At 29.6% G+C, this 20,918-nt stretch carries 21 protein-coding genes; 5 read left to right on the forward strand and 16 right to left on the reverse strand.

From position 1 onward, the window contains the following. Window positions 1-597: 597 nt before the first annotated feature. Genes cmoA through L8X36_RS06675 form a run of 9 tightly spaced genes read right to left on the reverse strand, consistent with a single transcriptional unit; the run spans window position 598 to window position 8,770 of the window. Window positions 598-1,302: a carboxy-S-adenosyl-L-methionine synthase CmoA gene (gene cmoA / locus L8X36_RS06635; RefSeq protein ID WP_263683142.1), complete on the reverse strand. Its 705-nt coding sequence runs from the start codon at window positions 1,300-1,302 to the stop codon at window positions 598-600. Then, window positions 1,292-2,143: a bifunctional riboflavin kinase/FAD synthetase gene (locus tag L8X36_RS06640; RefSeq protein WP_263683143.1), complete on the reverse strand. Its 852-nt coding sequence runs from the start codon at window positions 2,141-2,143 to the stop codon at window positions 1,292-1,294. The genes cmoA and L8X36_RS06640 overlap by 11 nt, the downstream gene beginning before the upstream one ends. After that, window positions 2,109-2,831 (reverse strand): TlyA family RNA methyltransferase, encoded by a 723-nt coding sequence (locus tag L8X36_RS06645; RefSeq protein ID WP_263683144.1) that lies wholly within the window; start codon window positions 2,829-2,831, stop codon window positions 2,109-2,111. The genes L8X36_RS06640 and L8X36_RS06645 overlap by 35 nt, the downstream gene beginning before the upstream one ends. Further along, the gene (gene ligA, locus L8X36_RS06650) at window positions 2,821-4,776 is read right to left on the reverse strand and encodes an NAD-dependent DNA ligase LigA (RefSeq protein WP_263683145.1); all 1,956 of its coding nucleotides are present in this window, start codon (window positions 4,774-4,776) and stop codon (window positions 2,821-2,823) included. Before ligA ends, L8X36_RS06645 begins: the two co-directional genes overlap by 11 nt. Window positions 4,777-4,778: 2 nt before the next feature. Further along, on the reverse strand, window positions 4,779-5,921 hold the full coding sequence (folP, locus tag L8X36_RS06655; RefSeq protein ID WP_263683146.1) for a dihydropteroate synthase: 1,143 nt from the start codon (window positions 5,919-5,921) through the stop codon (window positions 4,779-4,781). Beyond that, entirely contained in the window at window positions 5,908-6,519 is a 612-nt protein-coding gene (locus L8X36_RS06660) for a DNA polymerase III subunit delta' (protein ID WP_263683184.1), read from the reverse strand. The genes folP and L8X36_RS06660 overlap by 14 nt, the downstream gene beginning before the upstream one ends. A 41-nt stretch (window positions 6,520-6,560) precedes the next feature. Then, window positions 6,561-7,097, reverse strand: coding sequence for a HobA family DNA replication regulator (locus L8X36_RS06665; RefSeq protein WP_263683147.1), 537 nt, complete (start codon window positions 7,095-7,097; stop codon window positions 6,561-6,563). Continuing rightward, window positions 7,098-8,300, reverse strand: coding sequence for an aspartate kinase (locus tag L8X36_RS06670; protein WP_263664134.1), 1,203 nt, complete (start codon window positions 8,298-8,300; stop codon window positions 7,098-7,100). Continuing rightward, window positions 8,300-8,770 carry an RNA pyrophosphohydrolase gene (locus L8X36_RS06675; protein WP_263664133.1) on the reverse strand — a complete coding sequence of 157 codons (471 nt, stop codon included), beginning with the start codon at window positions 8,768-8,770 and terminating at the stop codon, window positions 8,300-8,302. The genes L8X36_RS06670 and L8X36_RS06675 overlap by 1 nt, the downstream gene beginning before the upstream one ends. Before the next feature lie 80 nt (window positions 8,771-8,850). Between L8X36_RS06675 and hemW the strand changes: the two genes are divergently transcribed. Next, window positions 8,851-9,900, forward strand: coding sequence for a radical SAM family heme chaperone HemW (gene hemW, locus L8X36_RS06680; RefSeq protein ID WP_263683148.1), 1,050 nt, complete (start codon window positions 8,851-8,853; stop codon window positions 9,898-9,900). On the opposite strand, the gene L8X36_RS06685 is transcribed toward hemW, so the two are convergent. Genes L8X36_RS06685 through L8X36_RS06700 form a run of 4 tightly spaced genes read right to left on the reverse strand, consistent with a single transcriptional unit; the run spans window position 9,890 to window position 14,553 of the window. Beyond that, on the reverse strand, window positions 9,890-10,690 hold the full coding sequence (locus L8X36_RS06685) for an ABC transporter substrate-binding protein (RefSeq protein ID WP_263683149.1): 801 nt from the start codon (window positions 10,688-10,690) through the stop codon (window positions 9,890-9,892). The genes hemW and L8X36_RS06685 overlap by 11 nt on opposite strands. Before the next feature lies 1 nt (window position 10,691). Further along, window positions 10,692-11,462, reverse strand: a complete 771-nt coding sequence (locus L8X36_RS06690; protein WP_263683150.1) for an ABC transporter ATP-binding protein — start codon at window positions 11,460-11,462, stop codon at window positions 10,692-10,694. 3 nt (window positions 11,463-11,465) lie between these two features. After that, a complete protein-coding gene (locus L8X36_RS06695; protein WP_412175675.1) occupies window positions 11,466-12,470 on the reverse strand; it encodes a FecCD family ABC transporter permease in 1,005 nt (334 codons plus the stop codon). Further along, on the reverse strand, window positions 12,430-14,553 hold the full coding sequence (locus L8X36_RS06700; RefSeq protein ID WP_263683151.1) for a TonB-dependent receptor: 2,124 nt from the start codon (window positions 14,551-14,553) through the stop codon (window positions 12,430-12,432). Before L8X36_RS06700 ends, L8X36_RS06695 begins: the two co-directional genes overlap by 41 nt. 174 nt (window positions 14,554-14,727) lie before the next feature. Between L8X36_RS06700 and L8X36_RS06705 the strand changes: the two genes are divergently transcribed. After that, window positions 14,728-15,477, forward strand: a complete 750-nt coding sequence (locus L8X36_RS06705) for a HugZ family heme oxygenase (protein WP_263683152.1) — start codon at window positions 14,728-14,730, stop codon at window positions 15,475-15,477. 13 nt (window positions 15,478-15,490) lie between these two features. Here the strand turns inward: L8X36_RS06705 and L8X36_RS06710 are convergent, their stop codons facing one another. Both L8X36_RS06710 and L8X36_RS06715 read right to left on the reverse strand, forming a co-directional pair. Then, on the reverse strand, window positions 15,491-15,814 hold the full coding sequence (locus L8X36_RS06710; protein ID WP_263683153.1) for an ArsR/SmtB family transcription factor: 324 nt from the start codon (window positions 15,812-15,814) through the stop codon (window positions 15,491-15,493). A gap of 8 nt (window positions 15,815-15,822) precedes the next feature. Next, complete coding sequence (locus L8X36_RS06715) at window positions 15,823-16,797, reverse strand: permease (protein ID WP_263683154.1); 975 nt, start codon at window positions 16,795-16,797, stop codon at window positions 15,823-15,825. Between the two features lie 150 nt (window positions 16,798-16,947). Between L8X36_RS06715 and tatB the strand changes: the two genes are divergently transcribed. The 3 genes from tatB to queA are packed head-to-tail and all read left to right on the forward strand — an operon-like array spanning window position 16,948 to window position 19,098. Next, window positions 16,948-17,340, forward strand: coding sequence for a Sec-independent protein translocase protein TatB (tatB, locus tag L8X36_RS06720; RefSeq protein ID WP_412175007.1), 393 nt, complete (start codon window positions 16,948-16,950; stop codon window positions 17,338-17,340). A 2-nt stretch (window positions 17,341-17,342) separates the two neighbouring features. After that, window positions 17,343-18,083, forward strand: a complete 741-nt coding sequence (tatC, locus tag L8X36_RS06725; protein WP_039628251.1) for a twin-arginine translocase subunit TatC — start codon at window positions 17,343-17,345, stop codon at window positions 18,081-18,083. Further along, window positions 18,079-19,098 carry a tRNA preQ1(34) S-adenosylmethionine ribosyltransferase-isomerase QueA gene (gene queA, locus L8X36_RS06730; RefSeq protein WP_412175008.1) on the forward strand — a complete coding sequence of 340 codons (1,020 nt, stop codon included), beginning with the start codon at window positions 18,079-18,081 and terminating at the stop codon, window positions 19,096-19,098. Before tatC ends, queA begins: the two co-directional genes overlap by 5 nt. Here queA and mrdA read toward each other — a convergent pair. Continuing rightward, complete coding sequence (gene mrdA, locus L8X36_RS06735; protein ID WP_263683156.1) at window positions 19,091-20,917, reverse strand: penicillin-binding protein 2; 1,827 nt, start codon at window positions 20,915-20,917, stop codon at window positions 19,091-19,093. The two genes, queA and mrdA, sit on opposite strands and share 8 nt — an antisense overlap. Window position 20,918 lies beyond the last annotated feature (1 nt).

Consider the following 20,918-nt stretch of genomic DNA (forward strand, 5'->3'; position numbering starts at 1 on the left):
TTTACTTCAATTGTTTATTTTATAGGGTTTATATTAAGAAATATTTTCAATAAAAATTCTCATATATAAAATTAAAAATTAACTTTTTGTAGCATTTTTTAAAATTAAAAATGATTGCAATTACTTATTTTTTATATATAGATCATAATCAAGTTTACAAAATCTATCTTTGTATGCAAAAAAATACTCACAAATTTATCGATACCATCCTAGTTTGTTTTAACCATAGTTTTTCAAAATTTATAATACTCGCATAGTATCCTTTAATATATTCTAAGAAATTATACTAAAATTATTTTATATTTTTTATGTTTTAATTTATCAATTTTACCTTTTATAGTTGTAAACGAATACAAATAACTTGCATAATAAAAAAATACTTAATTATTTTAATTTTTTAACAAAAAATATTCAGGAAACCAACAGTTTTCATCAGGGTAAAAGTAAAATTTGTATTGCAAATAATATCAAAATTCTACAATAAATTACAAATATTTATACTGGATTATAGTAGAAAAATTAATTTGTAAGATATTTATAATTATTAAAAAATATAATTTTTAAGCTAATATTTTTAACTTTTATATTGAAAATATTTTATTTAAAAGCTATGAAAGTTTCAAAATTTACCCATTTAAACACACTTTCTACTTTAGAAAATCCTGCTTTTTTAAGCATGGCTATGTTTTCATTTTGAGTATAAGGTATGAGAACATTTTCCAAAGCTTCTCGTTTGCTTGAAATTTCTAGCTTACTATAACCTTGCTCTAGTTTATACTGCTCATAAATTTGTATCATTTTTTTAGCTATTTTGACATCTTCATAAAGAATTTTTTCGCTAAGCACAAATATACCATTTTCATTTAGGTTTTGATAGATTTTATCAACTAACTCTTGTCTTTTGGGTGGGCGGATAAACTGCAAAGTGTAGGTGGCGATGAAAACATCATTTTTAAAAAACTCAAAATCATCTAAATTTTTTTGATGAAATTCCACCCTAGCTCCAAAAGCTTGGCATTTACTTTTAGCAATCTCTAGCATAGCATTAGCCTCATCAACCCCACTTAAAAGAAAATCTTTTCTTTTTTCATAAAGTGCAAGCAATAAACTAGCCGTAGAACAACCAAGATCACAAATTCTTGCATTTTGCGGTGTAAAATGATCTATGAGTTCGACTATGAGTTTTAAATTTTGCGTATAAAAAGGCACGGACCTTGACACCATATCATCAAAAACGCTTGCTACACTTTTATCAAATTCAAATTGTTTTTCTAAGGGTTTTTTAAAAATTTCATCTTTCATTTAATTTTCCTAAAATTTCTTTTGCTTTGTTAATATCTTTACTAATTTGTGCTTTTAATAAAGCTAAGTCGTTAAATTTCTCATTAGCTCTTATATAGTCAATAAAGCTTAACTCCACTGATTTTGTATTTGTGTTTGTGAAATTTTCATCTAAAATATGCGTTTCTAAAGCAAAATTTTCATCAGTAGATCTTATACCTATAAAACTTACACTATGATAACTTTTATTTTCAATCTTTACCAAAGTCGCATATACACCATCTTTAGGTAAAAAGAAGTCTTTGACGCATAAATTTAAAGTTGCAAAAAGCTCTTTAGCACCTATGCCTTGCCCTTTGATGATATTTGCCTGTATAGTATAAAACCTACCTAGGAAATTTTTAGCTTCTTTAACTTTAGCTTCTTCAAGTAAGGTTTTAATCATACTTGTATGAACGCTTTTGTTTTGAATTTTAAACTCATCTACAATGATAGTGTTTATATCACAAAGGCTTTGTATATCTTTGGCGCTACATTTTCTTTCTTTACCAAATTTAAAATCATAACCTACGATGATTTTTTCTAGTTTGGGAAATTCTTGCTTTAAAAGCTTTAAAAAATCCTCGCCTTTGTAATTTTTGATTTTTTCAAAATCACAAAAAATCAAAGGAAAATCAACCAAATTTACTCTAAAATCCTTAGGTGTTAAGGCTTCTTTTTCCTCTTTAGTGATGATAAACAAAGCTCCATTTTCATCTAAATGCTTAAAAAGCTCATAATGCCCCAAATGCATACCATCAAAACGCCCTATGGCTAAGCTCGTGATTTTAGTTTTTTCTATAGGCGTAGAAAAACTCAACATTACCTTCTTTTCCTTTTAAGTGTGACTCTTGACTTACTTGTAAAATCCAACCAAGCTTTGCACAGGCTTTTTCAAAGCTTTCTTTAGCAGTTTTAATGGCTTTGATATCTTTTACTACTCCGTTTTTATCACGCTTAGCATTTTTACCTACTTCAAATTGAGGCTTAAAAAGCAAGATGATAAGATCTTTAGCAAGTTTATCTATATGAAAAATTAAATGTGTTAAAGATATAAAACTCACATCACAAGTGATAACATCATATAAAATTTCACTTTTAAACTCACGCAAATCAGTGTTTTCGCAAATTTGGATATTTTCTAAATTTCTTAAGCTCTTATGAAGTTGATTAGAACCTACATCCAAAGCTGTGATATGTTTAGCCTTGTTTTGATGTAAAATTTGTACAAAACCTCCAGTCGATGAGCCTATATCTAAACAAATTTTATCTTTGATAGTAAATGTATGCTCTTGTAAAAAACGCTTGAGTTTAAAAGCAGCTCTACTTACAAAAAGCTCTTCTAAAAGCGTTAGTTTTAAACTCTCATCTTCTAAGGGGCTTTGAGATGTGATTCTAAAAGAGGTTTTTTTAAATTCATCATTGAGTAAAATTTGCTTGTTTTCTATAAGCTCACAAGCTTTATTACGAGAAATGTTTAACTTTGCACTTACAAAGACATCAAACCTCATCATCACCGCCTAAAAGAGCATTAAACTCAGCCTCATTGATGCACTTGACTCCTAAACTTTGAGCCTTTTCAAGCTTTGAGCCTGCTTCGCTTCCATATAATACAAAGTCCGTTTTTTTAGATACACTTGAACTTACTTTTGCTCCAAAGCTTTCGATTAGCTCTTTAAAATGATCGCGTGATTTACTTAAAGTTCCTGTGATAACAAAGGTTTTATTAGAAATATTTTCATTTATAATAAACTCTTTTTTCTCATCCTCTAAATGCAAAATTTCATAAAAATGCTTAATGCGGTTTGCGTTAACATGGGTAAATTCTTCTAAGCTTTTAGCCATTTGCTCGCCAAAGCCTTCTAAATTTGCATAAGCTTCATAGCTTTGTATAAACCATTCAAAGCCAAAAGATTGCGCTAGCTTTTTAGCTGCCACTTCTCCAATATGCTCTATACCCAAAGCAGTGATAAACCTTGATAAGGGGCATTTTTTTGCATTTTCAATAGCGCTTAGAAGGTTGTTGATTTTTTTCTCTTTAAAGCCTTCTAAACCTTCAAAATCACTATATTTTAAGAAAAATATGCTTTCTATATTAGTGATTTTTCCTTCTTTAAATAAAAGTTCTACGATATTTTCTCCAAGGCCGTCTATATTTAAACACTTTTTGGATACAAAATGTATAATAGAATTTACAAGTCTTGCTTTGCAGTCTAGGTTTTGACATTTTAAAAAAGCACCCTCATCTAAAAGCTCACTAAAACACTCAGGACAAAGAGTTGGCTTGGTGATTTTACTTTCTAAACCATCGCGTCTTTGGGTAAAAACTTTAGTGATTTTAGGTATAACATCGCCACTTCTTATCACACTTACACTATCGCCTATCATCACTCCAAGTCTAGCTATCTCATCAAAATTATGCAAGGTTGCAGACTTTACGATAACCCCGTCTAAATTTACAGGCTCTAAAACCGCCACAGGAGTGATTACCCCACTTCTTCCAACTTGTAAATTAACCCCGAGTAAGGTTGTAGTTTTTTCCAAAGCAGGAAATTTAAACGCAGACATAAATTTTGGAAATTTCACGGTATAACCCAAAAGCTTACAATGAGCTAAATCATCTACCCTTACAACCATACCATCCATCATCATAGGCTTTTGATCTCTTTTTTCTAAAAGCTCATGGTATTTTTCTAAAACCTCATCTAAAGTCTTTACACAAAAAACAAAATCATCTTTTAAAAAGCCAAGATTTCTTACAAACTCCATCACTTCAGAGTGTTTCTTAAACTCTAAAGAATTCTCCCCCACTCCCCAAGGATAAAATTTTAAATTTCTTTCTTTTGTAATGCTTGTATCAAGCTGTCTTAAAGAGCCACTTGCTGCATTGCGTGGGTTTGCAAATAAACTCAAGCCATCTTTGGCTCTTTTTTCATTGATTTTTTCAAAATCTTCTTTTAAAATCACTACTTCGCCACGAATTTCTATCTTGTTTTTATAAGGAATTTTTTGAGGTATATTGGATATCTCTTTAACATTTAAAGTAATATCCTCGCCTACTTCCCCATCGCCCCTTGTAGCACCGCTGATTAAAATACCATTTTCATAAGTAAGATTTAAACTTGCTCCATCAAATTTAGGTTCTATGAAAAAATCAAACTCACATTTAGCTCTTTTTGCCCAAGCTCTAAGTTCAGCTTCATCAAAAACATCTTCCATAGACCACATTTTTGCACTATGTGCAAGTTTATGAAACTCACTTTGTATAGTTGGGGCGATATTTTGCGTAGGAGAGTCTTTAGAAATCTTTTCTTGATGAAGCGTTTCAAATGCTTTTAACTCTCTTATAAGTTTATCGTATTCTTCATCGCTTGCTAAAGGCTCATCATCTTCATAATAAGCCCTCATCCATTCTTTTGCTAATTTTACCTTTTCTAAATACTCTTGATAAGTCATCATTACTCCAAAGAAAGTTCATCCATAGCTTTTGCAAGTTCAAACATTTGTTTATGTTCATATACATCATGCACTCTTATAATACTTGCTCCATTTTTAAAAGCCTCTAAATGCAAATAAAGCGTACCCGCTAGTCTTTGCTCAACACTTGAGCTAAAATAAGCATTTATCATACTTTTTCTACTAGCTCCGATTAAAAGTTCTTTTTCAAAGCGTAAAAAATGCTCTAAATGCTTGATTAACATCATATTATGCCAAGGACTTTTACCAAAACCAATACCAACATCTAAAATCACATCTACTAAACCAAGCTCACTTAGCCTTTTTAGTTTTTGCGCAAAAAAATCATCAAGCTCAGCTAATACATCTTCATAATGCGGGTTATCTTGCATATTTTGTGGAGTATTTTGTATATGCATGAGTGTGTAAGTGGCTTTGTATTTTAAAGCTAGTTTGGCTAAATTTTCATTTTTAAAACCGGTGATATCATTAATAAGCTTAAAGCCTTTATTTAAAGCATATTCTAAACAATACTCATCAAAACTATCTAAGCTAAAAATACATTTTTCATAAAGTTTTTCTTTATAGATTAAATCTAAGGTATTTTTTAAACGCTTAAACTCTTCTTCTTGCCCACAATACACACTACCAGGTCTTGAAGAAACCCCGCCTATATCTATATAATCAGCCCCTTGAGAAATCATGAGTTCGATTTTTTCTAAAACTTCATTTTCTTTAACCCTACTTTGAGCATTAAAACTATCTTCATTAATATTAATCACACCCATAATTTTTGCGTGTTTGGGTTTAGCGAAATTAGACTTTAAAAATAGTGCTAAATTTTTAAGTTTAAAATCTTGTAGTTTTTCTTTTTCTATAAGCTTTTTAGCTTGATCTTGTGTTACCATAAGCAAGGCATTGGTATGTTCTTTGCCTAGTATAACTTCTTTATGTGTTACAAGCTCAGCTCCAACCCTTAGCGCATCTTGTTTGAGTATATTTGCAGCAGGTGCTCTTAATTCTTTGATAAGAAAAAAATGAATTTGAGTTTTTTCACTCATAATTTTCTCGCCTGCTTTATGTGGCTTTATATATTTAGAAATTTTTTCAAAATCTGTATTAGGATTGATTTTAATGATTTTCATTTTTTCTCTCGTGTAAAATTAAAGCTATAGTGCTTAGTAAAATAATTGGCTTTGCATTTAATTTAGCTAATTCATAAGCTTTATAAAAAAATTCAATTTCTTCATCGTTTAATTTTATATCTTGTTTAAAACATTCATGGCTTAAAGTGCTAATTAACTCTAAACACTCATGCTTATCTATATTTTCATATTGTTTTAATAATGAAGCAATTTGAGCTAGATCCATTTTTTTAAGATCCAAATTTAAAGACATCTTTTCTTTTTGAATTTTATGCTTTTTTATGATAAATCTTGAAAGTATAGTAGGTAAAAAAACATTTTTTGAAGGAGCTACGATGATAAAATATACATTTTTTGGTGGCTCTTCAAAAAGTTTTAACAAAAAATTTTGCGCTTCTTCACGAAAAGACTTGGCTAGTATAACAATGATTTTAGCTTGTGCTTCAGCTATATAACTTTCATTCATAATAGCTTTTGCGGTTGCTTGGCCGTTTTTGTCATAAGTTAAGTCATTTAGTCTTAATTCTAAGTCAGGATTTTTGGGTATGAAAAATCTTAGATTTTTTTGATCATATTCTTCTGTGAGCTTTTCTTGCATTAGCTCAAAATCATTATGGATAATGATTTTATTTCTTAGATTCAAATTTCTACCTTAGAAAAAAGCACAGCCTCTAAGCTTTGCTCAAATACTTTATATAAAGAAATGAGTTTATAGTCTAATTCCTTATCACGCGAGGAAAGGTAAAAGCTATTTTGCAATTGCTCATCAAAAAGCCAAAGCATACTTTCTGCTTTAGAATTAGCGATTTTAAATTTAAAACCTGTATTAGTTCCTATATAAAAAAAGGCATAACCATTAGGAAAAGAAATACTTAAAAGATCATTTAACAAATCTATATCTTCTTGGGTATTACAAGTTTTATTATAAATTCCTTTTAAAGACACAAAAGGCACTAAAGGTCTTGTGGAACTAGCGTTAATTTGGCCTAAAAAATACTCTTCAAACCACGTTCTTTGATCATCAGTAATCACAATAAAAGTATAACCTTGCAAAAGCAAAGCTAACTTAGAAGCGATCAAAGGCGACCACTCAAGACGCCTTTCTTCTAACCAACTTGTATAAGTACCATTTTCTCGGATTTGCTCTAGGGTAAATTTTAAAAAACTATTGCTCATTTATATATCTAGTTTATAAACTTCATGTAATACTCTTACAGCTAATTCGCCATATTTTTCATGCACGATAACTGAAATTTTAATTTCACTTGTAGAAATCATTTGTATGTTGATATTTTCATTTGCTAATGCTTTAAAAGCTGCCGAAGCTACTCCAGAATGTGATTTCATACCCACACCCACAACTGAAACTTTTACCACAGCACTATCTGTTTCTATATTAGCATTAGCACCTAAAACTTTTTTCATAGCATTAGTTGCTAAATCAAGTTCATTTTCAGGCACAGTAAAACCTAAATTTGTAGCTCCATCTAAACCTACATTTTGGATAATCATATCTACATTGATATTTTCATTTGCTAAAGTCCCAAAAATTTCAGCAGCAATACCTGGCTTATCATCGATATTTCTTAAAGTAACCCTTGCTTGGTTTTTATCTAGTGCTATACCACTAACCAAAGCTTGTTCCATATTTTCCTCCTTAGTAATGATCGTACCTTCATTTTCATTAAAGCTACTTCTAGTAACTAATTTTACATTTAATTTTTTAGCAAGTTCTACAGAGCGATTTTGTAAAACCTTAGCTCCTAAACTTGCAAGCTCTAGCATTTCTTCATAAGAAATTTTATCTAGCTTTTTAGCCTTTGGCTCAATTCTAGGATCGGTAGTATATACCCCATCTACATCAGTATAAATTTCACATAAATCAGCATTTAAAGCTCCCGCTAGTGCTACCGCACTTAAGTCACTTCCACCACGCCCCAAAGTAGTAACATTACCCATTTTGTCAATACCTTGAAAGCCAGCAACTACTACGATATATCCCTCATCTAAGGCTTTGTTAATATTTGTAGTATCAATGTGTTCTATTCTTGCTTTAGTATAAACATCATCTGTGATAATTCCTGCATTGCGTCCGGAAAATGCAGTAGCTTTTAAACCCATTTCATTTAATGCAATAGCAAGCAAAGATGAAGTCACGCGTTCGCCACTACTTAAAAGCATATCCATCTCACGACCTGAAGGATTTTTACTAAAATGGTGAGCAAAATCAATAAGTTCATTAGTAACCCCACTCATCGCTGAAACTACCACAACTAACTTATCACAAGTTTTTTTACTTTTTGCTACTCTTTTAGCAACTTCATCAATACGCTCAAGCGTTCCTACACTTGTTCCCCCATATTTTTGTACGACCAGCATTAAATATACCCCCTTTCTTTAAAATATTTTAAAACCTTAATATATATAGGTTTTTTAAAATGGTTAATCATATCATAAACATCTTCTAATGAAGCAAATTTATAAGCATCAAATTCAGGATTTTTAGTGTTTAGATTAATGATAGCTTTATTTTTCAATCTAACCAAAAAATATTTTTGGCTTTGACCATCATAAGGATACATTTTTTGTGCAACCTTAGTTGGAAAATCATAATTAATCCACTCAGGATATTCAGCTAAAATTTCAACCTCATCTGTGCCTATTTCTTCTTTTAACTCTCTAAATAATGCACTTTTAACTTCTTCTTCCTCATCTATACCACCTTGAGGAAATTGCCATATATCTTCCATATCATTGCGTTTAGCAAGTAAAATTTTACATTCAAAAGGATAAGCTGATGATAGTACAACAGCGGCTACATTTGGCCTATATTTTTTTTCTTTTTCCATGATTTTCTTATCCTTGACTTTTTAATAATATAATTCTAACAAAAAAATACGAATTTATAATCACATTTTAAAGAAGTTTTATGCATTTATACATACATATACCATTTTGTGAAAGCAAGTGTTTTTATTGTTCTTTTACTTCACTTAAGAAAAAGGACTTTGAAAAAGATTATTTAAATGCTTTAACGCAAGATATAAAATATCAACTAAATTTTTTCAAACTTGATAAAAATTCCATAAAGACTGTTTTTATAGGTGGTGGAACGCCTAGTTTAATGGATGCTAGTTTTTATGAAAAAATATTTATTTTTATACAAAGTTATTTACAAAAAGATAGTGAAATTAGTATAGAAGCAAACCCCAACTCGAGTAATTTTTCTTGGCTTAAAGAGATAAAAAATTTAGGTTTTAATCGTATTTCTTTTGGAGTGCAAAGTTTTCATGAAAAAAAATTACAATTTCTTGGGCGTATTCATGATCAAAAAAGTATTTTTACTAGTATAGAAAATGCAAAAAAAGCAGGATTTAATAATATCAATCTAGACTTAATTTACGATACAAAACTTGATGATAAAAAAATGCTTGATTATGAAATTTCCAAACTTACTCTGCTTGATATTAACCATGTGAGCGCTTATAATCTAACCATAGAAGAAAAGACAAGATTTGCTAAAAAATTTCATTTTAAAAAAAATGCACCGCGCCTTGCAAAGCATTTTATTAAAGCAATTGAAATCCTTGGCTATAAACAATATGAAATCAGCAATTTTGGACAAATTTGCAAACACAATCTTGCATACTGGCAAGGAAAAGACTATATAGGTTGTGGTTTAAGTGCGGTGGGATTTTTAAAAAATCAAAGATTTTATACTAAAAAAAGTTTAAAAGATTATATAACAAATCCTTGTTTTAGAGAGATTGAAAATTTAAATTCAAAAGATTTACGCTTAGAGCATATTTTCTTAGGACTTAGAAGTATTATAGGAGTGGATGAAACAAAGCTAGAACCTTTAGAAAAAGAAAAAGCAATATTTCTTAGTAAAAAAGGAAAGCTAGTTTATAAAAATGGAATTTTTTATAACACCAACTACCTTTTAAGCGATGAACTAGCTTTGTATATTAGCACTTAGAAAGTAATGTTTTAAATTTTTTAATTCTATCAAGTATTTTTGGACTTAATCTTAACAATTCATGGGTATGATCATTTATAATGATACAATTTTGCTTCCAAGCCTTAGTGGATTTTAATAAAGAATAATTCAATAAGCTTTGTTTGTTTGCACCCATTCCAAGTATGATCATATCAGGATTTTGCTTTAAGATATGCTCTTGAGAAAGAATGGGTCTTGAAACCTTACTTTTAGGACTAACATTAGAAAAACCCAGTAATCTTAAAATATCTGCAATCAAAGAATTATCATTAAAAGCCATCAAAGGTTGAGCTGAATATAAATATATAACATTTTTATTTTTAGCTTGTTCTTGAAGTTGTTTAAGTTCATTTTGAAAATACTCCAAAAGTTTTTGCCCCTGCTCCTCTTTATGAATAAGCTTTGCTAAGATGAGAATATTTTCTTTGATATCCTCTAAATTTTTTGATTGTAATGCAATGCTTTTGATTTTAAACTGATCTAATATGGGTTTTAGATTGAAAGAATATTCACTCAAAACAACTAAACTTGGTCGCAGGGAAACAATTTTTTCCACTGAAGGGTTAGAAAAAGTACCTACGCTTGGGATATTTTTAGTCTTTTCTTCTGGATAAATACTAGAATATTGTAACTTAGCAATACCAACAATCTCATCTGCTCCATCAAGCATAAATATGGTCTCAACACTAGCAGGATCTAACACCACTAAACGCTCTTTAGAATACACAAAACTAATCACAATACTTATTAACAATAAGATTTTTTTCATTTTATTCCTTTAAAGCTAAAACATATGGTCTTGCATTTTTATAAATCACTTCGCATTTTAACCCATAAATTTCATATAAAATTTCAGGAGTAAAAAGCTTATGTGTACTGTCAAAATACCGAACCTTTCCATCTTTTAAAAATACCAATTGATCACAAAAAATAGAAGCTAAATTTAAATCATGCAAAATAGCCACAATAGAGATATTTTTTTTATGGATAAGTTGCTCACAAAATTTTAAAATTTCTATAGAGTATTTTAAATCTAAAGCTGAAGTAGGCTCATCTAGGAAAAGTATTTTTGGATTTTTTAATAAAGCCCTTATAAGGAGGATTTTTTGGAATTCTCCCCCACTTAAAGATAAGATATTTCTATGCAACAAATGTTCGCATTGTAGTGTTTTTGCGTAATTTTTCACTTCTTTTATATCTTCATGAGTATAACTTGAAAAAGAATACTTTAGTGCGTTATATTTTCCCATTAGCAAAACATCTACAACTTTTAAAGGAGCTTGGAGTTTAGATTTTTGTGGTACTAGCCCTATTAGACGTGATATGTCTTTTGTGTTAATATGATTCACATTTTCGCCTAATAAAACAATTTCACCTTGATTTGGCATTAAATCTTTCAATAGTAACTTTAATAAAGTACTTTTTCCAGACCCATTTGGACCTAAAATACCTAAGAATGTTTGATGTTTTAGACTGATATTGATATTTTCAAGTAATGCTTTATGATCATATGAAAAATACAAATTATGAATTTTAATCATTTTTCAAAATCCTTTTTTTGACTTCAAAGCTAAATATAAAAATATAGGCGAACCAAACAAAGCAGTAATAATGCCTATGGGTATTTGAACAGGAGAAAGTAAAGTCTTTGCTATAATATCACTAATGAGCAAAAAAATACCACCAAAAACAACAGAATATGGGATCACAATAGCATTATCATAGGTTTTAAAAATCAATCTCACAACATGCGGTATAATCAAACCAACAAAAGCTATAATCCCCGTAAAAGCCACAGCAAAAGATACAGCTAATGAAGAAACGATCAAAAGTTTTATCCTTAAGCTATATGCATCAACTCCTAAATTTTTAGCCTCTTCATCTCCGCTTAGTAAAATATTTAAGGCATTTTTATTGATATAAAAATACAATAAACTTAAAAGCAAAGGCAAGATAAGAATTTGCACATGATACCAAGAACTTAAGCCAATATTTCCCATCAACCAAGCTACAACCTTAAAAGAGTCTTCTCCAATAACATAAGTAAAAAATGAAGTAAAAGCTCCTAAAAAAGATGATGTAGCAATACCAATAATCAACAATGTGCTAATGGAAGTTTTAGAAGCAATTTTAAAAACAAAAAAAGAAAAAATACTCGAACAAATAAAGGCAAAAATTCCATAATAATAATCTTCAAAGCCCAATAAATAAGCAACAATAGCCCCAAAAGTAGCCGCTGAAGCAATACCTATGATATAAGGATCTGCTATGGGGTTTGAAAATACATTTTGGGTAATAGCTCCACTACTTGATAATAACATTCCAATCAAAATAGCCATAACTACTCTACTTAAACGAGCATCTATGATCATTTGATTTAAAGTGTCATTATGTATAAAAACATATTCATACAGTTGCACAAGGTTGATATTTTCCTCACCTAAGCATAACGCCATTACAATAACCACAAAATAAGCCAAAACAAACATGGAGTAAATTAAAGTGTTTTTAGAACACATACTTAAACTCCGTATAATAACTTCTTCCATTTCCTGGTAGGTACTGATCATTTATACTATCTTGATAGGTGTAATATTTTTTATCAAATATATTTCTTATCCCTACAGCAATTTGCAAATTTTTATAATTATAACTTGCTCCAATATCTACTAAAGTGTAGTCTTTAATCCATTCATTTTGATACATTTTTCCCGTTTTCTCATCTATCATACCACCATCTTTAGCTCTAGAATGATAATTTAAGTCAACAAAAGTATTAAAATTTGCACTCCAGTAATAATCTAATCCCGCATATAAATTAACCTTAGAAACATAAGGAATTCTTAAGCCATCATTAACCCCTTTAGATATACTTGCATCGATGTAAGCTACACCTTGTTTTAAGATCAAAGTTTCTCCGAGTAGTTTTTGACTTAAATTCATTTCAACACCAAGTCGTCTAGTCTCATCTATATTGTAGTATTTCCACCATGATCCTGATGTAGCATGCGGGTTGCCAAGATAAGCTATCTCATCTTTACTTTGGGTGTAAAAAACACTTGCTCTAAAAGCGTGAAAATCCCACAATACATCATTAATACCCAATTCAAAGGTATGAAAAATTTCAGAATTTAAATCCGTAGAATAATACTTCTTACTTTTGTTGTCTTTATTTACAAATTGTGCTGGGCTTGGGGATATAAAACCCTTTTCGTATTTAAAATAAGCCAAACCCGTATCAGAATATACAAAAGTAGGAGTAAACTCAAAAGCAATATTATCACTGTGTTTTTTTGTATCAAAAAGACTCAACTCATCTATAATTATGGGGTGATTTGGAGTGTTAATTTGCATTTGATTTTTATAACTTCTATGTGTGGTGTATTGGTTCCATTCGTATCGAATACCACTAGATAAAACAAAAATATCATTAAATTGATGAGAGTTTAAAACAAAAATCGAATGGCTTTGTTTGTTCATATCCATAATAGTTTGCATATAATGATAAGGTATGATAGGAAAAACACTATATTTTAATAAGCTTGTTCGCTTAGCATCATGATTTAAAAAATCATACCCGCTTACCAAGTAAGAATTCTCATTATAATTGTATTTTGCTTTAAAATTAAACCCTAAAGTTGTGTCATTAAATCCACTTCCATCTTGGTAAGCTTTAATGCCTTTCATCATAATCACATCTTTATCGTAAACGATTTTTTGATCTTGCCAAAAACTCCCTAAGCGAAATTCCCAAGCATCGCCAAGATAGTAATTATAATCTAAGCTTAATTCAGATCTATTAGTTTGTGTGATATTCTCTGAAGCGCCTTTTTGTCTAGGGTTACTTTCAATTTGCGCTTTGGTTAAATAGCCGCTATTTTTATTTATACTTTTAAAATGATTATAATTTAATGCAATATTACTATTTTCATCAAGATCACTCATTATGCCTGTATTAAGATGAAAGCCTTTTTCATTGTAGCCTTCTTGAAAGCCATTTTTGTCAAATTTTTGAGCACTCAAAGACAAAGCCACATCATCACGTAAAACCTTATTTAAATTAAAACCGAAATTACCTCCATCGATAATATTTTGGTAAGATTGTGTTTGACCAAAAATAGAAAAATGATCTTGTTTTTGCTTTTTGCTTATAATATTGATCACACCACCTCTTGTGCCATTTCCATATAAAATTGACCCTCCACCCGGTATGATTTCTATACGTTCGATATTGTTTATATTAATACCATTTAAAGGAGTAACACCATGGGAATTATCAAGCATATTAATTTGGCGACCATCTAGCATTACCTTAACAGCAGTATTAGATTTATTTCCTTGTCCTCTCATATCAACATTACGACCTAGTCCAAAATTAACAAAATTGATTTCAGGTATACTCTCTAACACTTGCTCTATAGAGCTAAAACCTTTTTTCTTTAAAGAAGAACCATCTACAACAATAACATTTCTCAAATTCTTATCCGCATCTTGCTCAAATCCACTCGCAGAAACCACAAGTTCATCTAAATACACTTTTTCATCTTTTGTATTTAATGCATTAGCCCATGCATGATTTAAAAATAATACTACATAAAAAGAAAACGAAATAATCCTACTTGTAGAATTCATTATATATACTCCTTAGTGATTACTATATAATAATGATAATTCATATCATTATTAAAAAAAGAGAAATATACTCTCATTTAATTTAAAAAAAGATAAAATAATAAGCGATTTAAGATAAATTTAATTTGATAATTGATATTGTTTTTCAAAATTTTATAAAAAGGATACTATTCAATGAATTTTAGTACTATCATTGAGCATATGAACTCACACCATCAATCCAACATTATAGACTTATGCAAAAAATTTTCTGACTCCAAGAAAATCGAAAAAGCTATACTTCAAAGTGTGGACTTTGAAGGACTAGATATAATCTACAATGATGATCAAACACTACGCATTAATTTTCCAACAAAAGCTGATGTAAACACCATTAAAGATATCATTATCGAGCTTTGCATGAATGCAAAAAACGATGGTTTAGAAAACATTCATCAAGAGATTGATGAATTTATCGCACAATACAATTCCATCATTTTAGCAACACTCACTGAAAATGGTGAAACCACTTGCTCTTATGCTCCATTTTTTAGATTTCAATCTGAAAATTACATTTACATTAGTCAAATCAGTGAGCATTTTCATAATATCAAAACAAACCCAAACAACATTGAAGTAATGTTTTTAGAAGATGAATGCAAAGCGAGTTCGGTCACTCTAAGAAAAAGACTACGCTATAAAGCAAGCGCATCCATTCTTGAAAGAGATACAGAATTTGACAAAAAATATGATGAGTTTGAAAAACAAACAAAAGATGATAAAGCAGTGAAGATGATTAGAACTATGCTTGATTTTCATTTGATTAAACTTAACTTTCACAATGGACGCTTTGTAAAAGGATTTGGCAAAGCTTATGATATACAAGATGGGAAAATTATTCACATCAAAGGAAAACACCCTCATCAATTCTCACACAAAAAATAGCTTGCTAGGTAACTTACCTAGCATTAGCGCATTCACAAGAAAACCTTTTAAGCTCAGGAAGCTTTATGGAAAGTTCATTGATGTTTTTTAGCATATCATTACAAAAGTTATTTAAATTTTCTTTTACTCCATAATACGCCCAAACACCTTGTCTATCTACTTCTAAAAAATTAGCTTCTTTTAAAATTTTTAAATGTCTTGAAAGCCTTGATTGGCTCATATTTAAAGAGCTTTGCAAATCACACACACAAAGCTTTCCGTATTTTTGTAAGAAAGCTAGGATCAAAATCCTGCTTTCATCATTAACCGCACTTGTTATTTTTAAAAACTCTTGCATAAAAATCCTTATATAAAAAACATTAAAAGACCAAAACTAATCGCAATAGCAACAATCATACTTGCAAATAAAATCAAAAAGCTTGTTTTGAAAATTCTTTTAAGCAAAATAAGCTCAGGCAAAGAACACCCTACTCCTGCTATTAAAAAACTCATCATTATACCAAGTGGAATTCCACTGGTAGTTAAAGCTAGTGCTACAGGTATCATAGCTGTACAATTCATATAAAGTAAAACTCCTATAAAAGCTGCTATAAATACGCCCAAAACTCCATAATCTTTCATATAATTTTGGAAAAAATCTTGTGGAAAAGCACCATGTATAACAGCCCCTATAGCCATACCTATAACAATATAAGGTAAAATTTTTTTATACTCTTTAAAGCTTTGTGAAAATAATATTTTGATTTTACTTTCTTTAGCTTTGTTTTTAAAATTTAAAATTTTACTTGTTTTAGAATTTTTAGCAAAAACCAAGCTAGGTTTTTGACAACATGAGCTTTGAAAAGTATTGTTAGAACAACATGACTTTTGCTCTAAATCATTTTTTAAAAAGTCTTCATTAAAAAATCCTTGAGTGTTTATTTTAGAAACACAAAAAGCAATAAATAAAATCACACAAAATAAAAACCCCACATAAAATAAAGATATTTTTAAGCCAAAACTCACCATAAACATCACTACTATAATAGGATTAATTAAAGGCGAGGTGATTAAATAAGCTATGCATACCCCAAGTGGGACTTTAGCTTTTAAAAATGCGTTTAAAAGCGGTATGCTTGAACATGAGCAAAATGGAGTTAAACAACCCAAAAGTATGGCTTTTATATAGCTTGTAAAAGAATCTTTCTTTAAATGCTCATTAAAAAATTTGGCATAGCGCTCATTTAAATAAGCAATAAGCATACTAACCAAAATAAACAAAACAGATATTTCTATAAATAAAATAAGAAAATCTTTTAAAATAAAAACTAATTTCTCCATGCTTTTCCTTTTTTATTTTTAATTCAATATAACAAAAATATATTAATATATCAAGATATCTTTATATATTAATATGATAAAAGTAATAATATTTTTAAGTATTTTTATGTAAAATGTAAACCATATATTCAAACGAAAGAAGATAAAATAATGAGTTTTGGTGAAATTTTAGTTATTTTAGTTGTAGCTATTTTAGTGCTTGGGCCTGAAAAATTACCTTCAACTATAGTTGAAATTGCAAAAATTTTAAAAGTCATTAAAAGTAATATCGATGAAGCAAAAGCAAGTATTAATAAAGAACTAAAAATAGCAGAATTAAAAGATGAAGCACAAAAATACAAAGATGAATTTTCACAAACTAATGAAAATATCAGAAAAAAACTAAGTTTTGAAGAATTTGATCAACTCAAAGAAGATATTTTAAATAATACCAAAGAATTAAAAAGTGAAATTAATGATTTAGAAAAAGATATACAAGAACTTTCTAATCTTGAAGAAAAAATTCAAAAAGATGAAAAAAATACTCAGAAAATGGAAAGCTAAGAATGTTTGAAGAATTAAAACCGCATTTAGTAGAACTTAGAAAAAGATTATTTATAAGTGTTGCTTGTGTTGTTGTGATGTTTTTTGTATGTTTTAGTTTTAATAACTATATCATAGATATACTAAAAGCGCCTGTTGAAGCGGCCTTACCTGAAATTTCAAGACAAATGACCTTTGTTGAGTTACAAGAGCCTTTGTTTACTGCGATGAAGGTTTCGTTTTTTACAGCTTTTTTGATTTCTTTGCCAGTTATTTTTTGGCAGTTTTGGAAATTTGTAGCACCTGGACTTTATGATAATGAAAAAAGATTAGTAGTACCTTTTGTAAGCTTTGCTAGTATTATGTTTGCACTTGGTGCTTTATTTTGTTATTATATAGTTATACCTTTGGCTTTTAAATTTTTGATTGATTTTGGGGTGCAAACCCAAGATTTTAAGCCTTTAATTAGTATAGGTTTATATGTAGGCTTTTTTACTAAATTAGTAATCGCTTTTGGTTTAGCTTTTGAAATGCCTGTAATAACCTTTTTCTTTGCTAAACTTGGACTGATTGATGATACTTTTTTGAAAAAACATTTTAGAGTTTCAGTTTTAGTGATTTTTGTTTTTTCAGCTATGATGACACCACCTGATGTTATATCACAATTTTTAATGGCTGTTCCTTTATGCGGGCTTTATGGAATTTCTATTTATATAGCTAAAAAAGTTAATCCTAGTCAAAAAGAAGATGATGAAAATGATTAATAAAGATCTTTTGCTTTCTAGTTATGATTATGATTTACCCAATGAACTTATAGCAAATTTTCCTATTTTACCCAAAGAAAATGCCAAGCTTTTAGTATATGAAAGATGTAAAGATCAAATTTCATATTTGCATTTTAAGGACTTAGCTAAAATTTTACCACCTTGTGAAATCATCTTTAATGATACCAAAGTCATCAAAGCAAGAATTTATGGAAACAAAGAAAGTGGTAGTAAAATAGAACTTTTTATCAACCATCCTTTAAAAAATAATGATTTTTTAGTGCAAATTCGGGGTAAGGTTAAAGAAGGGCAAATTTTATATTTTGAAAATTCTTTAAAAGCTAAAATCAAAAAATTACATGATGATGGCACAAGAGAAGTAGAGTTTTTTAATGATGAAAAAGAGCTTAATCATCATGAAGTTTTTGAAATTTTAGAAAAAATAGGCCATGTGCCTTTACCACCTTATATTAAAAGAGCAGATGAAGCGCAAGATAGCATTAACTATCAAAGCATTTTTGCTAAAAATCAAGGCGCAGTTGCCGCACCTACTGCAAGCTTACACTTTGATGAAGCAATGATCAATGAACTTAAAAAAAATCATAATATCCATACTATCACACTACACGTTGGCGCAGGAACTTTTAAAGGTGTAGAATGTGAAGATATACGTGATCATAAAATGCATTCAGAATTTTTTCATATTGATGATGAAACTTGTGCTTTGATTGATTCTTCCAAGAAAATACTAGGCGTTGGTACTACTGTTACTCGTTGTGTAGAGTACTATCATAGAAAAAAATTAAAAGAAGGTTTTTGTGATTTGTTTTTACACCCACAAAATACCCCACAAAGACTTGATTATTTACTTACTAATTTTCACTTACCAAAATCAACTTTAATTATGCTTGTAGCAGCATTTATAGGTAGGGAAAAAACCTTAGAGCTTTACCATGAAGCTATAAAAAATAACTATCGTTTTTACTCATATGGTGATGGAATGCTAATTATTTAGTCTTTTTCTTGATATATTTTTTATCAATATAACCCAAATCTATAAGTTTTTGATAAATTTTAGCCAGTATAGGCCCTCCTGTACTACTACCGCTTTTTCCGTGTTCGATTAAAACCACTACTACATATTGTGGTTTTTCATAAGGTGCATAAGAAGTAATCCAAGCATGAGATCTTAAAAAATATTCTAAATCCTCTTCTTTAATACGCTTTTTTTCACTTTGAGAAATTCCAACTACTTGTGCTGTTCCTGTTTTGGCTGCTATGGTAATAGGTGAATTTCTTAAAAATCTTGCCGTAGTTCCACCGTCTTCATTAGCAACTTCATACATAGCACGCCTTAAAAGTGGAAGTTTTGATAGTTCAAAAGTCGTAAAAACACTTTCATTATTATCAAAATTTATCTTAGTAATATTATCATCAACGCTATGTAAAAAATGCGGTGTGATATCTTTAGCCGTAGCAATCATAGCTGTAAATTTAGCCACTTGCATAGGAGTAGCAAGAAAATCACCTTGTCCTATGCTTGTATTTAAAGTTTCACCTTGATACCATGGTTGGTTGTATTTTTCTTTTTTCCATATTCTATTAGGTACTGTTCCTATAAATTCATTAGGTAAATCCACTCCTGTTTTTGCACCAAAACCTATTCTTTCAAAAACAGAACTAATAGTATCAATACCAACCTCTAAAGCGCCTTTATAAAAATACACATCACAACTTTCCCTAATAGCATCTGTCATATCTACATAACCATGACCTATAGCCTTCCAACATCTAAATTTTCTACCACCAAGCTCAAAGTTAGAATCACACAAATATTTATGATTTTCACTTACTTTTCCACTATCTAAAAAAGCTAAAGCTGTACCCATTTTTATAACTGAACCTGGAGGATAAAGACCGTTAATAAGTTTATTAGTAAAAGGATGATTTAAATCATTAGAAAGTTTATCCCATTCTTCTTGACTAATACCCGTAACAAATGGATTGAGATTATACTCAGGAAAACTACCCGCTGCCAAAATAGCTCCGCTTTTTACATCCATTACTATAGCTGCACCTGCTAAATTTTCAAAAATACTGGCTAAGTATTCTTGCAAATCAAGATCTATGCTTAAAGTGATATTACTTGAAGTAGGTTTTTTATAAGAAAGTTCTTCTATTTCTTTATTTAATGCATTTACCTTGCTAACCTTTTCACCATTTTGACCTTGTAAAATATCATTATAAGAACGCTCTATGCCACTACGCCCTACATAGCTAGTCAATCTTGCAATTTCATTTTCATTCATATCATTTAAATTTGCTTTTCCAACATAACCTATAACATGGCTAGCTAAAGCATCATAAGGATAAAATCTTTGAGTAGTAGATTTAACTTGCATGTTTTCGCGCAAATTAAGCTTAGTAAAATGCTTAATCATCGCATCATATTCTACAAATGGAACTACTTCTATATAATCTTGATTATAATAAGAATCTGCTTTTATATAATTTCGTTTTAATTTAGTTATGTTTAAATCAGGAAAAGCATCTACTATAACCTGCAATTCCTGCTCTAAAAGATTTCTGTTTTTCTTTTTTATATGCAAATATGGCTTTATAGAGATCGAAAAACCTAATTTATTTACCGCTAAGGGTCTACCCTTTATATCTAAAATTTGCCCTCTAACAGGTGCTAAAAATTGCGTTTTAATGGCATTTTGTTTAGCTATTTCTTCATAATAAACATTAGATTTAATACTTATATAATACACCCTAGCAAGCAAAAGCAAGAAAAAACAAGCTATAAATCCCATCACCAAACGCATACGCATA

The organism is Campylobacter sp. CNRCH_2014_0184h (genome assembly GCF_025772985.1).
In the GTDB taxonomy this organism is placed as follows: Bacteria; Campylobacterota; Campylobacteria; order Campylobacterales; family Campylobacteraceae; genus Campylobacter_D.

What these genes read in the sequence shown, in the direction of transcription:
- cmoA (WP_263683142.1), bottom strand. Translation starts at nt 1,302, where the DNA reads ATGAAAGATGAAATTTTTAAAAAACCCTTAGAAAAACAATTTGAATTT.
- L8X36_RS06640 (WP_263683143.1), bottom strand. Translation starts at nt 2,143, where the DNA reads ATGTTGAGTTTTTCTACGCCTATAGAAAAAACTAAAATCACGAGCTTA.
- L8X36_RS06645 (WP_263683144.1), bottom strand. Translation starts at nt 2,831, where the DNA reads ATGAGGTTTGATGTCTTTGTAAGTGCAAAGTTAAACATTTCTCGTAAT.
- ligA (WP_263683145.1), bottom strand. Translation starts at nt 4,776, where the DNA reads ATGACTTATCAAGAGTATTTAGAAAAGGTAAAATTAGCAAAAGAATGG.
- folP (WP_263683146.1), bottom strand. Translation starts at nt 5,921, where the DNA reads ATGAAAATCATTAAAATCAATCCTAATACAGATTTTGAAAAAATTTCT.
- L8X36_RS06660 (WP_263683184.1), bottom strand. Translation starts at nt 6,519, where the DNA reads ATGCAAGAAAAGCTCACAGAAGAATATGATCAAAAAAATCTAAGATTT.
- L8X36_RS06665 (WP_263683147.1), bottom strand. Translation starts at nt 7,097, where the DNA reads ATGAGCAATAGTTTTTTAAAATTTACCCTAGAGCAAATCCGAGAAAAT.
- L8X36_RS06670 (WP_263664134.1), bottom strand. Translation starts at nt 8,300, where the DNA reads ATGCTGGTCGTACAAAAATATGGGGGAACAAGTGTAGGAACGCTTGAG.
- L8X36_RS06675 (WP_263664133.1), bottom strand. Translation starts at nt 8,770, where the DNA reads ATGGAAAAAGAAAAAAAATATAGGCCAAATGTAGCCGCTGTTGTACTA.
- hemW (WP_263683148.1), top strand. Translation starts at nt 8,851, where the DNA reads ATGCATTTATACATACATATACCATTTTGTGAAAGCAAGTGTTTTTAT.
- L8X36_RS06685 (WP_263683149.1), bottom strand. Translation starts at nt 10,690, where the DNA reads ATGAAAAAAATCTTATTGTTAATAAGTATTGTGATTAGTTTTGTGTAT.
- L8X36_RS06690 (WP_263683150.1), bottom strand. Translation starts at nt 11,462, where the DNA reads ATGATTAAAATTCATAATTTGTATTTTTCATATGATCATAAAGCATTA.
- L8X36_RS06695 (WP_412175675.1), bottom strand. Translation starts at nt 12,470, where the DNA reads ATGGAAGAAGTTATTATACGGAGTTTAAGTATGTGTTCTAAAAACACT.
- L8X36_RS06700 (WP_263683151.1), bottom strand. Translation starts at nt 14,553, where the DNA reads ATGAATTCTACAAGTAGGATTATTTCGTTTTCTTTTTATGTAGTATTA.
- L8X36_RS06705 (WP_263683152.1), top strand. Translation starts at nt 14,728, where the DNA reads ATGAATTTTAGTACTATCATTGAGCATATGAACTCACACCATCAATCC.
- L8X36_RS06710 (WP_263683153.1), bottom strand. Translation starts at nt 15,814, where the DNA reads ATGCAAGAGTTTTTAAAAATAACAAGTGCGGTTAATGATGAAAGCAGG.
- L8X36_RS06715 (WP_263683154.1), bottom strand. Translation starts at nt 16,797, where the DNA reads ATGGAGAAATTAGTTTTTATTTTAAAAGATTTTCTTATTTTATTTATA.
- tatB (WP_412175007.1), top strand. Translation starts at nt 16,948, where the DNA reads ATGAGTTTTGGTGAAATTTTAGTTATTTTAGTTGTAGCTATTTTAGTG.
- tatC (WP_039628251.1), top strand. Translation starts at nt 17,343, where the DNA reads ATGTTTGAAGAATTAAAACCGCATTTAGTAGAACTTAGAAAAAGATTA.
- mrdA (WP_263683156.1), bottom strand. Translation starts at nt 20,917, where the DNA reads ATGCGTATGCGTTTGGTGATGGGATTTATAGCTTGTTTTTTCTTGCTT.